Consider the following 12751-nt stretch of genomic DNA (forward strand, 5'->3'; position numbering starts at 1 on the left):
TCTATCTTCCGCTCTCCGTGCGCCGACTACTCACCTCAGCCGGCACATCATCCCCCGCCATGCGCTTGCGAAACAGCGCCGCCCGCGCGAGCAACAGCGTGGTCACCGGCACCGTAATCGACAACAGAATCGGAATAAGCCAGGCATGCAGCACCGGCCCGGACTTGAGTGCCGAAAAGTAAATGATCGAAGCCAGTGCCACGCACCAGGCGCCCAAGGTCGACGCCAGCGCCGGCGGGTGCATGCGCTGGAAATAGTCCTTCATCCGCACCAGGCCAATGGCGCCGATCAGCGCAAACAGACTGCTGAGCACCAGCAGGATCGCCACCGGAATTTCCACCCACACAGACAGTTCAGCGCTCATTCGATCACCTCGCCACGCAGCAGGAATTTCGCCAGGGCAAACGAGCCGACGAAGCCGAACAGCGCAATCAGCAGCGCCGCTTCGAAGTAAGTGTCACTGGCATAACGAATGCCCAGCGCCAGCATCATCAGCATCGCGATGATGTACAGGTAATCCAGCGCCAGAACCCGGTCCTGAGCCGACGGCCCCTTGAACAGTCGGATCAGGGTCAGAATCATCGCCAGGGAAAAGATGAACAGGCTCAGCAGGATCGCGTTCGACAGCAAGGCGCTCATTCGAAGATCTCCATCAAGGGGCGCTCGTAGGTCGCCTTGAAGTGCTGGATGAACAGCGCTTCGTCATCCAGATCGAAGACGTGCAGCAACAGAATGCTACGATCCAGCGCCAGTTCCGACCACACGGTGCCGGGAATCACCGTGCAGATCATCGACAACGCGGCCAGGCCGTTGGCGTCACGCAGGTCCAGCGGCACCTTGATGAAGCACGAACGTGGTGGACGGCGACCGGCGTTGAGCACACCCCAGGCCACGGCGAGGTTGGACACCACCACATCGCGACCGACCAGAAAGAACAAACGCACAATTACGCCCGGCCGACGAATGCGGATCGGCAGCGGACGCAGCTTGCGCATCATCAACGGTGCGCAGAACCCCAGCACCGCGCCCAGTAGCAGATTGCCGGGGCTCATCGACTGGTTCAGCACCAGCCACAGCAACCACAGGGCCAGCGACAACCAGGGAGCAGGAAACACACGCTTCATGGTGTGACCTCCGCTACCGCGGCTTTGGCTTCCGGGCTCGGAATCGCACGAGTACCGAGCACCGCCATCACGTATTGCTGCGGATTGTTCAAGGCTTGGGCGGCCGCCTGGGTGTAGCGCAGCAGCGGTTCGGCCTTGAAGGTCAGCGCAATGCTCAGGCCCAGCAACGCAATGATCGGCACGCATTCGAAACGTCGCAGCAACGGTGACGGCCGCTCCTCAGGTGTCCAGAACCGCTGGATGCCCAAGCGCGAGAAGGCGATCAACGAAGCCAGTCCGGAGAGGATCAGCAACGCCAGCAAGCCCCACGCCGCGTTAGAAATCGGCACATCGGTGCCATTGCCCAGGCCCAGCGGATTGAGCAGGGCGCTGAGCAGGCCGAGTTTGCCAATGAACCCCGAGAGCGGCGGCATGCCGATGATCAGCAGCGAGCAGGCAATGAAGCTCAACCCGAGGAACGCCATGGTCCAGGGAATCACCTGGCCGACCACGGCTTTCTGCTCGTCATCGAGGTTGATGCCTTTGGGCGGCTGCAAGGATTCCATCGGTCGCGGCAGATCGCCGTCATCGAACAACGGCATTTCATTGGCCGAACGCGAACGCTCGATCAACTCGGCCAACAGGAACAGCGCGCTCAATGCCAGGGTCGAGCTGACCAGATAGAACAGTGCCGCGCCGATCAGGTTGGGTTGGGCAAAACCGATGGCCGACAGCAGAATCCCGGCCGACACCAGAATGCTCAGGCTGGCCAGGCGCTCCAGTCGTTGTGCGGCGAGAATCGCCACGGCGGCGCAGACGATGGTCGCCATGCCGCCGTAGATCAGCCAGTCGCCGCCAAAGTACGCCGAGGCGCCGGCCTGACCGGAGAACAGCAAGGTCCACAAGCGCAGCAAGGTGTAGACGCCAACCTTGGTCATGATCGCGAACATCGCCGCCACCGGTGCGCTGGCCGCGGAATAGGCCGGCACCAGCCAGAAATTCAGCGGCCACATTCCGGCCTTGGCCAGGAACGCGACCGCGAGAATGCCCGCGCCGGCATGCAGCAGGCCGCGATCGGCTTCCGGCACCAGCGGAATTTTCAGCGCCAGGTCGGCCATGTTCAGGGTACCGGTGACGCCGTAGATCAGCGCCGCGCCGATCAAAAACAGCGACGAGGCCAGCAGGTTGATCGAGATGTAATGCAGCCCTGACGACACCCGCGACCGGCCCGACCCGTGGAGCATCAGGCCATAAGAGGCCGCGAGCAACACTTCAAAAAACACAAACAGGTTGAACAGGTCCGCCGTCAGGAATGCGCCGTACAGGCCCATCATCTGAATCTGGAACAGCGCGTGGAAGCTCGAACCGGCACCGTCCCAACGGGCCATGGCGAACAGCAGGGCGCTGACGCCGATGATCCCGGTCAGCACCAGCATCAGCGCCGACAGTCGATCGACCACCAGCACGATCCCGAACGGCACCTGCCAGTTGCCCGGCAGGTACACGCCGATGGAGCCGGGGACGCCGGTGGTTTGCGTCCATTGCAGCAACAGTACGGCAATGCCCAGCCCCAGCAGGCTGGAGAACAGGTTGATCTTGGCCTTCAGCGGACGGTGCTTCTCCCCCAGCATCAGCATCACGGCGGCGGTCAGCAGCGGCAGCAGAATCGGTGCAGCGATCAGGTGCGGCATCAGATTCATTCTTTAGGCTCCCGGCCATCCACATGGTCGGTGCCGGTCAGGCCCCGGGAGGCCAGCAGCACCACCAGAAACAGCGCAGTCATGGCGAAGCTGATCACGATGGCGGTCAGCACCAGCGCTTGCGGCAGCGGGTCGGTGTAGTGCAACAGGTCCTGCGGCACGCCGTCCTTGATGATCGGCTCCTTGCCGATAAACAGGCTGCCCATGCTGAAGATGAACAGATTGACGCCGTAGGACAGCAGGCACAGGCCCATCACCACCTGAAACGTCCGTGGCCGCAGGATCAACCAGACGCCCGACGCGGCCAGCACGCCGATGGCGATTGCGATGACTTCTTCCATCAGACGGTTCCTTGCGTGGCGACGGATCTGGGCAGGGCAGCGGTCTTGTGACCCCGTACCGATTGGTGAGCGAGCGCGGTGAGAATCAACAGGGTCGAACCGACCACCACGGCGTACACGCCAATGTCGAAGAACAGCGCACTGGCGATGTGAATGTCACCGAACACCGGCAGTCCGAAATGCCAGGTGTGGGTGGTCAGGAACGGATACCCGACGGCCATCGCCCCGAGCCCGGTGACCGTGGCAAACAGCAGGCCGGTGCCCATCCAGCGCAGCGGTCGCAGGCTCATTTGCGCCTCGACCCATTGGGTGCCGGCGACCATGTATTGCAGGATGAACGCCACCGACATCACCAGACCTGCGACAAAACCGCCGCCCGGTTGATTGTGGCCGCGCATGAACAGGTAGACCGATACCACAAAGGCGATCGGCAGCAGCAGGCGCACCAGCACCGCCGGCACCATCATGAAACCGAGTGCGGTGTCGCTGGCGTGACGCGGGTTGACCAGATCAGTCACCACGTCCGGTGCCAGCAGACGCTGCTGGGCCGGCAACTGCAGGCTTTCTTTTGGCGGACGGAAGCGTCGCAGCAGGGCGAAGACGGTCAGGGCCACGGCCACCAGCACGGTGATTTCACCGAGGGTGTCGAAGCCGCGGAAGTCCACCAGCATCACGTTGACCACGTTGCTGCCGCCGCCTTCGGGCAAGGCACGGCTGAGGTAGAACGAGGAAATGTCGTTCGGCGTCTGGCGCGTCAGCATCGCGTAGGCCAGCAACGCCATGCCGCCACCGACCACACTCGACAGCAGCAAGTCGCGGATACGACGGATGCGTGCCTTGCGCAGGCTGCTCGGCAGCGGCGACACTTCTTCGATCCGTCGAGGTAGCCAGCGCAGACCGAGGAGGATCAGCACTGTGGTCACCACTTCCACGGCCAATTGCGTCAGCGCCAGGTCCGGCGCCGAGAACCAGACGAAGGTGATGCAGGTCATCAGACCGCAGACGCTGACCATGGTCAGGGCCGCGAGCCGGTGATACTTGGCCTGCCACGCCGCGCCGAGGGCGCAGGCAATCGCCAGCAGCCAGAGGGTCACGAACACGATCGACCCCGGAATCTTCGGTCGGTCGCCCCAGCTCAGGCTGCTGTGGAGCATCGGGATCAACCCGGCCAACACGGCCGCGAGCACCACCAGGAACAATTGGGTTTGCAGGCGCTTGGTGCTGATCCGCCGCTCCAGACGACGGGCCAGGCGCATCATGATCACCAGGCTGCGTTCGAACAGGCGCTTGCCGTTGAACCGGCCAATGATCGGCGGGTACTTGAAACGCCCGTGTTTGAGCTGATTGCGCAGCAGCAGATAAAGCACGATGCCGCAGGACATGGCGATCAGGCTCATGATCATCGGCGCGTTCCAGCCGTGCCAGATCGCCAGGCTGTATTCAGGCAAGATGCCGCCCACCACCGGCAGGGCAGCCGCAGCCAGCAACGGGCCGACCACCTGTGCCGGGAAAATCCCCACGACCAGGCAGGCGAATACCAACAACTCCACCGGCGCGCGCATCCAGCGAGGCGGCTCGTGCGGCGTGTGCGGCAAGTCGGTGGCGGTCGGGCCGAAGAACACGTCGGCGGTAAAGCGCAGCGAGTAGGCGACGCTGAAGGTGCCGGCGATGGTCGCGACGATGGGCAGCGTCATCTCGATCCAGGCCGTGGCATTGATGAACACGGTTTCGGCGAAGAACATTTCTTTCGACAGGAAGCCGTTGAGCAGCGGCACGCCGGCCATTGAGGCGCTGGCGACCATGGCCAGGGTGGCGGTGAACGGGATCAGCTTGATCAGGCCGCTGAGCTTGCGAATGTCCCGGGTGCCGCTTTCATGGTCGATGATCCCGGCGGCCATGAACAGCGAAGCCTTGAACGTGGCGTGGTTGAGAATGTGAAACACCGCGGCCACAGCGGCCAGCGGACTGTTCAGGCCCAGCAGCAGGGTGATCAGGCCCAGGTGGCTGATGGTCGAGTAGGCCAGCAACCCCTTGAGGTCGTTCTGGAACATCGCGCAGTACGCGCCGAGCAACAGGGTGCAGGCGCCGGCGCCGCTGACGATGTAGAACCATTCTTCGCTGCCGGACAGCGACGGCCACAGTCGTGCAAGGAGAAACACCCCGGCCTTGACCATGGTCGCCGAGTGCAGATAGGCCGAAACCGGTGTCGGCGCCGCCATGGCGTGGGGCAGCCAGAAGTGGAAGGGGAATTGCGCGCTTTTGCTCAGGGCGCCGATCAGGATCAGGGGTAGCAGAACAGGGTAGAGGGCGTGTGCGCGAATCAGATCGCCGGCGGCCAGGACCTTGTCCAGGTCATAGCTGCCGACCACATGGCCGAGCAGCATGACCCCCGCCAGCAGACACAAACCGCCTGCGCCGGTGACCATCAGCGCCATATAAGCACCGCGTCGCGCATCGGCGCGGTGGTGCCAGTAGCCGATCAACAGGAATGAAAAGAGGCTGGTCAGCTCCCAGAAAAACACGATCTGGATCAGGTTGCCGGAGATCACCAGCCCGAGCATGGCGCCCATGAACGCCAGGAAAAACGCGAAGAACCGTGGCACCGGATCGTCCGGCGACATGTAGTAGCGGGCGTACAACGAAACCAGCGTGCCGATGCCCAGCACCAGCATCGAGAACAGCCAGGCGAAGCCGTCCATGCGCAGGACGAAGTTCAGGCCCAGGCTGGGCAACCAGAAAAATTCTTCGCGGATCACGCCGCCATCGGCGATTTGCGGGTACAGGAGGGCGACCTGAACGGTGCCTATCAAGGCAACCAGACCAGCCAACAAAGATTCGGTGTTACGCGCGTTGTGCGGCAGCAAGGCTGCCAGACAGCTGCCGATAAAAGGCAGAAGCAGTAGAACTATCAGGGACATAGGCTTCTAATCTGCGGAAGTTTGTGAAGCATCATACGTGCCAGCTCCCGGATCACCAAACGCCAAGCTGTCGCAGAATCCTACAAGGTAGACGGAAAATTCCTGATTCACATTGTTTCCAGAGACTGGTTTCAACCGTCCCGGCCTCTTCGCGAGCAAGCCCGCTCCCACATTAAATCTTTAGTGAACACAGAGTGTGTGTACGACGGAGATTAAGTGTGGGAGCGGGCTTGCTCGCGAAAGCTATCTGCCAAACAACGCAAGTATTGCGCCTTAACCTTGTGTTTCCTGCTCCAACTCCTCTTCAGGCGAAACAGCCTTACCCTTGGTCTTCAACTCACTGACGATCACCGCCGCCACAATCAACCCCGCACCCACCAGCGCAATCGCCGGCAACCGCTCCCCGGCAATCCTTCCGACAATCCCGGCCCACACCGGCTCGCCTGCATAAATCAACGTCGCCCGGGTCGGTGAAACGCTCTTCTGCGCCCAGTTCATCGCCACTTGAATCGCCGCACTGGCCGCGCCCAAGCCCAACGCGCTGCATAACAGCAGCCAGGAGAAGTCCGGAATCCTTTCCTGAGTCGGCACCACCATCAAGAACGCCAGCGCCGAGGTGACCGCCAATTGCACCACCGTCACCCGTCGCACATCGACCTGGCCGGCATACGTACTGATCAGAATGATCTCCGCCGCAATCGCCACGGCGCTGATCAACGTGGCGATTTCACCAGGGCTGAAATTGAATGAAGCGCCGGCCGGTCCCGACAGCAACATCAACCCGGTAAACGCCAACATGATCCCGATGCTCGGCATCAACCCCGGACGTCGCCCCAGCACTAGCCATTGCAGCAACGGCACGAAGGGCACGTACAACGCGGTAATAAACGCCGACTGACTGCTGGGAATGCTCTGCAACCCAACGGTCTGCAAACCATAACCGAGCATGATCGCCACGCCGATAAAGGCCCCGGCCTTCAATTCGAACAGGTTCAGTTCCCGCAGGTGACGCCAGGAAAACAGCGCAACAATGATCGCCGCCGCTGCAAAACGCAGACCGACGAAGAACATCGGCCCGCTGACGGTCATCGCATGCTGCACCAGCAAGAAGGTGCCGCCCCAGACCATGGTGATCAGCACCAGCACGCACTCGGCCTTGCTGAACCGCGAGAAACGGGAGGAAGTGTGAGGGGTATTCACCGACGTCATGACCTTGCGCGCTACCTGAGGGGGACGCACAATGCGCCGAATGTTGCGCAGTATACTGCCCAACCCCACCAAGTGAGCAATATAGTGCACAAAGATTCCACGCAACGGACTTCGGTACTTCAGCACGTCAGCCAGAACGTTCGACGCTTGCGCCACGCCGCGGACATGAGCCAGGCGACGCTGGCGGAAAAATCCGGGGTCAGCCGCCGGATGCTGGTGGCGATCGAGGCCGGCGAGAAGAACGTCAGCCTGACCACCCTCGACCGCGTGGCCGAAGCGCTGAACGTCGCATTCAGCGACCTGATCCAGGCCCCGGATGCACGCGATCCGAGTCGCATCAACGAAGTGGCCTGGGCCGGGACGATTCCTGGCAGCAAAGCCGTTTTACTGTCCAAAGCCACGGCTGCCCGCGAGGTGGAACAGTGGGAATGGTGTCTGCAACCAGGGGAGATTTATCCGTCGCAACAGGATGCCGAAGGCTGGAGTGAGCAGATCTACGTGTTCGAAGGCTGCCTGACGCTGATGCTGGGCGATACACCTCATGAGATCGCTGCCGGCGAGTTCTACATGTTCGCCAGCCACCAGCCCCACGCCTATCGCAACGATGGGCCGGTGGCGGCGCGGTTTGTGCGAAATGTGGTGATCTAACTGTTTGCTGATCAACACTGGATAGACACTTTGCTGTTTTAAAGCTGCGAGCCTTTCTCGGATGATTCTTTAACCTATTGAAAATTAAGTGATTTAGTTTTAGGCACGACTCCTGCAAAAGCTTTGGTGCATTCACCAGATCCCGGAGTCGGCCCATGACAGCCTCTGCCCAACCCCCTCGCACCGCCCATGTGATTTGCTCGGACGCCGAGGCGATTGCCGTCGCCCACAAGCTCTCCGCACGCTTTGCCATCGAGGCCAGCGTGCGGGATCGCGAGCGACGCCTGCCGGTCGCCGAGCTCGACGAGTTTTCCGCCAGCGGCCTTTGGGGCATCACCATTCCCAAGGAATACGGTGGCGCCGGCGTTTCCTACGTGACCGTCGCTGAGGTGATCAAGATCATTTCCGCTGCCGACTCATCCCTCGGCCAGCTCCCGCAAAACCATCTCGGCGTACTCGACATCCTGCTGCAAACCGCCACCGAAGAGCAGAAGCGTTACTACTTCGGCAAAGTCCTGCAAGGCTACCGTTTCGGCAACGCGTTCTCTGAATCCAAAAGCAAAAATGCCGGGGCCTTCGAAACCCGAATCCGTTTCGATAAAGACACCGCGCAGATCGACGGCGAAAAGTTCTACTGCACCGGCGCCTTGTTCGCGCACATCGTGCCAGCGGTGGCGGTCGATGAAGAGAGCAAGGCCTTCATCGCCTTCATCGAACGCGACACTCCCGGCTTGACCGTTATCGACAGCTGGGATGGTTTCGGCCAGCGCACCACGGCCAGTGGCGGCGTCACTTTGAACGCCGTGAAAGTCCCGCTCAGCGCGGTCATCCCGGCTCATAAAGCGTTCGACGAACCCACCGCCGACGGCCCGATCTCGCAAATCATTCAGGCTGCCGTGGACACCGGCATTGCCGTCGGCGCCCTGGAAGAAACCAAACGTTACGCCCGCGAATCCCGCCCGTGGATCGACAGCGGCAACGATCACGGCTGGCAGGACCCGTTCAGTATCGCTGCGATCGGCGACCTCGAATGGCGCGTCCACGGCACCGAAGCGATCCTCAAAAAGGCCGGCCGCGCCATTGACCATGCCTTGCTCAACCCCAATGAAGACACGGTGGCCCGCGCTTCGGTGGTGGTTGCCCAGGCCAAAGTGCTGTCCGCCGAGATCGCCTTGCTTGCCAGCAGCAAACTCTTCGAACTGGCCGGTACTCGCTCGGTGCTCGGCAAATACAACCTCGACCGCCACTGGCGCAACGCGCGGACGCACACCCTGCACGATCCGGCACGCTGGAAATACCACCTGATCGGCAACTACCTGCTCAACGGCGTGAAGCCTGCGCGCCACGCCTGGAACTGAGGAGCCCACCATGAACGCTTTGACTCAACCGATTGTTGCCGGGCAGCCCCTGGCCAAAAGTCAGCATGATTTGCACAACGCTCGCAGCTTGCTCGATGCGACGTTGCGTTTTGTCCGTCAGCAGGCCCAAGCCACGGATGATCCTTACGTCATCAGCCGCTTCGGCGATTTGCACATTCGCATTGAAGTCGCCGTCGCGCTGCTCGAACGCGCCGAAGACTTTCTGAACAGCGTTGATGACGACACGGAAATCAGCGTCGCCATCGCAGAGTCGCACTTGGCCAGCGCCGACGCGCTAAATGCCGTCAGCAACGCTGAATTCGAACTCACCGGCCAACGCACCGTGTTGCCCGGATCGTTGCATGACCCGTTGCGCTGGAAACTCCACCTCATCGGCAACTTCCGCCTCAACGGCATCCATCCCCCAATCTTTAGGAGTGCGGTTTGATGGCCCGTGAAATTCGTCTCAACGCGTTTGACATGAACTGCGTTGGTCACCAGTCGCCGGGGTTGTGGGCGCATCCGCGGGATCGCTCCTGGCGATACAAGGATCTGGAGTACTGGACCGATCTGGCGAAAATTCTCGAACGCGGCAAGTTCGACGGTTTGTTCATCGCCGACGTGTTGGGCATCTACGACGTCTACAACGGCAATGGTGACGCGGCGATCCGCCAGGCGGCGCAGGTGCCGGTCAACGATCCACTGCAATTGATTCCGCCCATGGCGCTGGTCACCGAGCATCTGGGTTTCGGCCTGACCGCCTCGCTGTCCTTCGAACACCCATATCCGTTCGCCCGACGCCTGTCGACGCTCGACCATCTGACCAAGGGCCGTGCCGGCTGGAACATCGTCACCTCTTACCTGGAAAGCGGTGCGAAGAACCTCGGCCAGAAAAACCAGACCGAACACGACGCCCGTTACGACTTCGCCGAAGAGTATTTGGAGGTTTGCTACAAACTGTGGGAGGGCAGTTGGGAAGAGGGCGCGATTCTGCGGGATCGCGAGCGGCGGATCTTCAGCGACCCGAGCAAAATCCACGAAATCCGGCACGTCGGTAAGCACTTCCAGGTGCCGGGCATTCACCTCTGCGAACCTTCGCCACAACGCACGCCGGTTCTCTATCAGGCTGGCGCATCGAGTCGCGGCAAGCAGTTTGCCGCCGAGCATGCCGAGTGCGTGTTCGTTGCTGCGCCATCGAAAGTGCTGCTGAAGAAAACCGTTGCCGACATTCGTCGTCGTGCTGCCGACGCCGGACGCGATCCGTCGAAGATTCTGATCTTTAACCTGCAAACGGTGATCCTCGGCGAGACCGACGCCAAGGCCAAAGCCAAGTTTGAGGAATACAAAACCTGGGTCAGTTACGAAGGGGCGATGGCGTTGATCTCTGGCTGGACCGGGATCGATTTCAGCCAGTTCAAACCCGATGAGCCGCTCAAGCATGTGCACACCAATGCCATTCAATCGGCGGTGGAAGCGTTCTCCACGGCGGAACCGAACAAGGTCTGGACCCCGAACGAATTGGCCGATTGGGTGGGCATTGGCGGTTTTGGTCCGTTGTTTGTCGGCAGCCCCGAGACCGTCGCCGACTTGTTGCAGGAATGGGTCGAGGAGACCGATGTGGACGGCTTTAACCTGGCCTATGCATTGACTCACGAGACCTTCATCGATGCCGTGGAACTGCTGGTGCCGGAGTTGCAGAAACGTGGGGTCTACAAAACCGAATACGCGCCGGGGACCTTGCGCGAGAAGTTGTTTGGGGAAGGGCCGCGATTGCCGGAGATTCATCCGGGTGCGGGTTATCGAGACCTGGCGGCGTTGCGGCAGCAAGAGAAGAAAGTCGCGTTCCCACGCTGATCGTGGGAACGATCAGGATCAGAGGTAAGCCTACTTTGGTACTGCTTGATGAACCTTCCATGGGTTTGGCGCCTATTATCGTTCAGGAGATTTTCGAGATGAAACATTGATCAGTGAGAACGCCATGACTGAAACCCAAAGCGGACAGGCCACCAACGTCATCCGCCATGCGGACATCCTGATCGTCGGCGGCGGCCTCAGCGGCGCAATGCTGGCGGCGCAGTTGCTGCGCTTGCCGGGCAAACGCCAGGTGCTGGTGATCGAACCCCGCGCCGAACTGGGACGGGGCGAGGCGTACAGCGCGGTTGAGTTGGGCCACACGCTCAACGGTAATGCGGCGCGGATGAGCGTCGATCCGGACAACGCCGACGACCTGACCCAATGGCTGACCGCGTACATCGAGGCCGGCGGTTGGCCGGAGTCTGATGAGCAACATGTGCCGGTCAGCGAGTTGTTCCCGCCCCGGGGGATTTTCGGCCTGTACGTGCAGCAGCGCCTGGCCGAAGCGCAGGCGGTGGGGGCGGTGAACGGTTCAATGGTCGAGCATGTGCGGGCCGAGGTGATTGACCTGCAAATGACGGATGATTCCGTGTTGCTGACGTTGAGTGACGGGCAACGCTTGCACGGCGCTTATGCGGTGTTGGCCACGGGGATGTTTCCCGCTGCGCGTACGCCACAGACCGAGTCCAGCGGCTTGAACGCGGCGGCGCTTGATCCGTGGGACGTCGCGGCCATGCAGCAACTCGATCCGCAGTCGACCGTGCTGATCATCGGTTCGGGCCTGACCATGGTCGATGCCGTGGTGTCGTTGGAACAGGCCGGGCATCGCGGGCCGATCGAAGTGTTTTCGCGGCATGGCTTGCTGCCTCATGTGCGTCGGCAACCTCCGGCCTGGGCAGATTTTCTCGCCGAGGACCAGAGCATTCGTACACCGCGACAGCTGGTGCGCGAACTGCGTCGGCATTGCCGGAACGCCATCGCTCAGGGCATCGACTGGCAGGCGCCGCTCGACACCGTGCGGGCACACATTGGCCGCTTGTGGAATCAGGCGACGGACGTGCAGCGTCGGCAGTTTGTGCGACATGTGCGGCCGTGGTGGGAAAGCCATCACCACCGCTCGCCGCCGTTGAGTGCCGAACTGGTGGAACGGTTGCACAAGGAAGGGCGGTTGCGGATTCAGGCCGCGTCGTTCAAAGGGCTGGAGCCCTCAGCGGACGGCGCAGTGAGCATCCGCATTCGGCGTCGTGGTGAATCAGAAACTACCGTTGTCAGCGGCGCGGCGTTGATCAACTCCAGCGGCATCGAATATGACTGGCGACGGGTCGCTCGACCGTTGCCACAGCAACTGCTGGCGCGCGGACTTGTCCGGCCGGGGCCGTTGGCGCTGGGGATCGCGGCGGCAGTCGATGGCGCGGTGTTGGGCGCCGATGAACACGCCGCCAACCGTCTGTTCGCCATGGGCCCACCGTTGCGCGGCATTTGGTGGGAAAGCACCGCAGTGACCGACGTCGCAAGCCAGGCCAAGGCGCTCGCCGCTCGGTTGGCGGGCTGATTGAACGCTGTTCATTCAAGCGCGGTGCTTCATGCACACCGACATTGTGGCGAGGGGGCTTGCCCCCG

Annotated in this window: 12 protein-coding genes; 5 read left to right on the forward strand and 7 right to left on the reverse strand. The window is 61.6% G+C overall.

What is annotated here, in order from left to right; translation table 11 throughout:
* Nucleotide 1: 1 nt before the first annotated feature.
* The 7 genes from KGB23_RS19065 to KGB23_RS19095 all read right to left on the reverse strand — a co-directional run bounded on the left by KGB23_RS19065 (nucleotide 2) and on the right by KGB23_RS19095 (nucleotide 7361).
* Nucleotides 2-364 (reverse strand): Na+/H+ antiporter subunit G, encoded by a 363-nt coding sequence (locus KGB23_RS19065; RefSeq protein ID WP_223432171.1) that lies wholly within the window; start codon nucleotides 362-364, stop codon nucleotides 2-4.
* A complete protein-coding gene (locus tag KGB23_RS19070) occupies nucleotides 361-639 on the reverse strand; it encodes a K+/H+ antiporter subunit F (protein WP_008151692.1) in 279 nt (92 codons plus the stop codon). Before KGB23_RS19070 ends, KGB23_RS19065 begins: the two co-directional genes overlap by 4 nt.
* A complete protein-coding gene (locus KGB23_RS19075) occupies nucleotides 636-1124 on the reverse strand; it encodes a Na+/H+ antiporter subunit E (protein ID WP_223432172.1) in 489 nt (162 codons plus the stop codon). Before KGB23_RS19075 ends, KGB23_RS19070 begins: the two co-directional genes overlap by 4 nt.
* Entirely contained in the window at nucleotides 1121-2803 is a 1683-nt protein-coding gene (locus tag KGB23_RS19080) for a monovalent cation/H+ antiporter subunit D (protein ID WP_223432173.1), read from the reverse strand. Before KGB23_RS19080 ends, KGB23_RS19075 begins: the two co-directional genes overlap by 4 nt.
* Nucleotides 2800-3144 carry a Na+/H+ antiporter subunit C gene (locus KGB23_RS19085; RefSeq protein WP_007986256.1) on the reverse strand — a complete coding sequence of 115 codons (345 nt, stop codon included), beginning with the start codon at nucleotides 3142-3144 and terminating at the stop codon, nucleotides 2800-2802. Before KGB23_RS19085 ends, KGB23_RS19080 begins: the two co-directional genes overlap by 4 nt.
* Nucleotides 3144-6062 (reverse strand): monovalent cation/H+ antiporter subunit A, encoded by a 2919-nt coding sequence (locus KGB23_RS19090; protein ID WP_223432174.1) that lies wholly within the window; start codon nucleotides 6060-6062, stop codon nucleotides 3144-3146. Before KGB23_RS19090 ends, KGB23_RS19085 begins: the two co-directional genes overlap by 1 nt.
* 273 nt (nucleotides 6063-6335) lie before the next feature.
* The gene (locus KGB23_RS19095; RefSeq protein WP_223432175.1) at nucleotides 6336-7361 is read right to left on the reverse strand and encodes a DMT family transporter; all 1026 of its coding nucleotides are present in this window, start codon (nucleotides 7359-7361) and stop codon (nucleotides 6336-6338) included.
* Here KGB23_RS19095 and KGB23_RS19100 point away from each other — a divergent pair.
* The 5 genes from KGB23_RS19100 to KGB23_RS19120 all read left to right on the forward strand — a co-directional run bounded on the left by KGB23_RS19100 (nucleotide 7356) and on the right by KGB23_RS19120 (nucleotide 12683).
* Nucleotides 7356-7919, forward strand: a complete 564-nt coding sequence (locus tag KGB23_RS19100) for a helix-turn-helix domain-containing protein (protein ID WP_223432176.1) — start codon at nucleotides 7356-7358, stop codon at nucleotides 7917-7919. The genes KGB23_RS19095 and KGB23_RS19100 overlap by 6 nt on opposite strands.
* Before the next feature lie 155 nt (nucleotides 7920-8074).
* Entirely contained in the window at nucleotides 8075-9277 is a 1203-nt protein-coding gene (locus tag KGB23_RS19105) for an SfnB family sulfur acquisition oxidoreductase (protein ID WP_223432177.1), read from the forward strand.
* 10 nt (nucleotides 9278-9287) lie between these two features.
* Nucleotides 9288-9725 carry an acyl-CoA dehydrogenase gene (locus tag KGB23_RS19110; RefSeq protein ID WP_223432178.1) on the forward strand — a complete coding sequence of 146 codons (438 nt, stop codon included), beginning with the start codon at nucleotides 9288-9290 and terminating at the stop codon, nucleotides 9723-9725.
* Nucleotides 9725-11131 carry an LLM class flavin-dependent oxidoreductase gene (locus KGB23_RS19115; protein ID WP_223432179.1) on the forward strand — a complete coding sequence of 469 codons (1407 nt, stop codon included), beginning with the start codon at nucleotides 9725-9727 and terminating at the stop codon, nucleotides 11129-11131. Before KGB23_RS19110 ends, KGB23_RS19115 begins: the two co-directional genes overlap by 1 nt.
* Nucleotides 11132-11255: 124 nt before the next feature.
* A complete protein-coding gene (locus KGB23_RS19120) occupies nucleotides 11256-12683 on the forward strand; it encodes an FAD/NAD(P)-binding protein (RefSeq protein WP_223432180.1) in 1428 nt (475 codons plus the stop codon).
* Nucleotides 12684-12751: the final 68 nt, after the last annotated feature.

It is taken from the genome of Pseudomonas sp. GL-B-26 (assembly GCF_019947405.1).
Lineage (GTDB): Bacteria > Pseudomonadota > Gammaproteobacteria > Pseudomonadales > Pseudomonadaceae > Aquipseudomonas.

What these genes read in the sequence shown, in the direction of transcription:
- KGB23_RS19080 (WP_223432173.1), bottom strand. Translation starts at nt 2,803, where the DNA reads ATGAATCTGATGCCGCACCTGATCGCTGCACCGATTCTGCTGCCGCTG.
- KGB23_RS19075 (WP_223432172.1), bottom strand. Translation starts at nt 1,124, where the DNA reads ATGAAGCGTGTGTTTCCTGCTCCCTGGTTGTCGCTGGCCCTGTGGTTG.
- KGB23_RS19085 (WP_007986256.1), bottom strand. Translation starts at nt 3,144, where the DNA reads ATGGAAGAAGTCATCGCAATCGCCATCGGCGTGCTGGCCGCGTCGGGC.
- KGB23_RS19065 (WP_223432171.1), bottom strand. Translation starts at nt 364, where the DNA reads ATGAGCGCTGAACTGTCTGTGTGGGTGGAAATTCCGGTGGCGATCCTG.
- KGB23_RS19070 (WP_008151692.1), bottom strand. Translation starts at nt 639, where the DNA reads ATGAGCGCCTTGCTGTCGAACGCGATCCTGCTGAGCCTGTTCATCTTT.
- KGB23_RS19105 (WP_223432177.1), top strand. Translation starts at nt 8,075, where the DNA reads ATGACAGCCTCTGCCCAACCCCCTCGCACCGCCCATGTGATTTGCTCG.
- KGB23_RS19115 (WP_223432179.1), top strand. Translation starts at nt 9,725, where the DNA reads ATGGCCCGTGAAATTCGTCTCAACGCGTTTGACATGAACTGCGTTGGT.
- KGB23_RS19120 (WP_223432180.1), top strand. Translation starts at nt 11,256, where the DNA reads ATGACTGAAACCCAAAGCGGACAGGCCACCAACGTCATCCGCCATGCG.
- KGB23_RS19110 (WP_223432178.1), top strand. Translation starts at nt 9,288, where the DNA reads ATGAACGCTTTGACTCAACCGATTGTTGCCGGGCAGCCCCTGGCCAAA.
- KGB23_RS19090 (WP_223432174.1), bottom strand. Translation starts at nt 6,062, where the DNA reads ATGTCCCTGATAGTTCTACTGCTTCTGCCTTTTATCGGCAGCTGTCTG.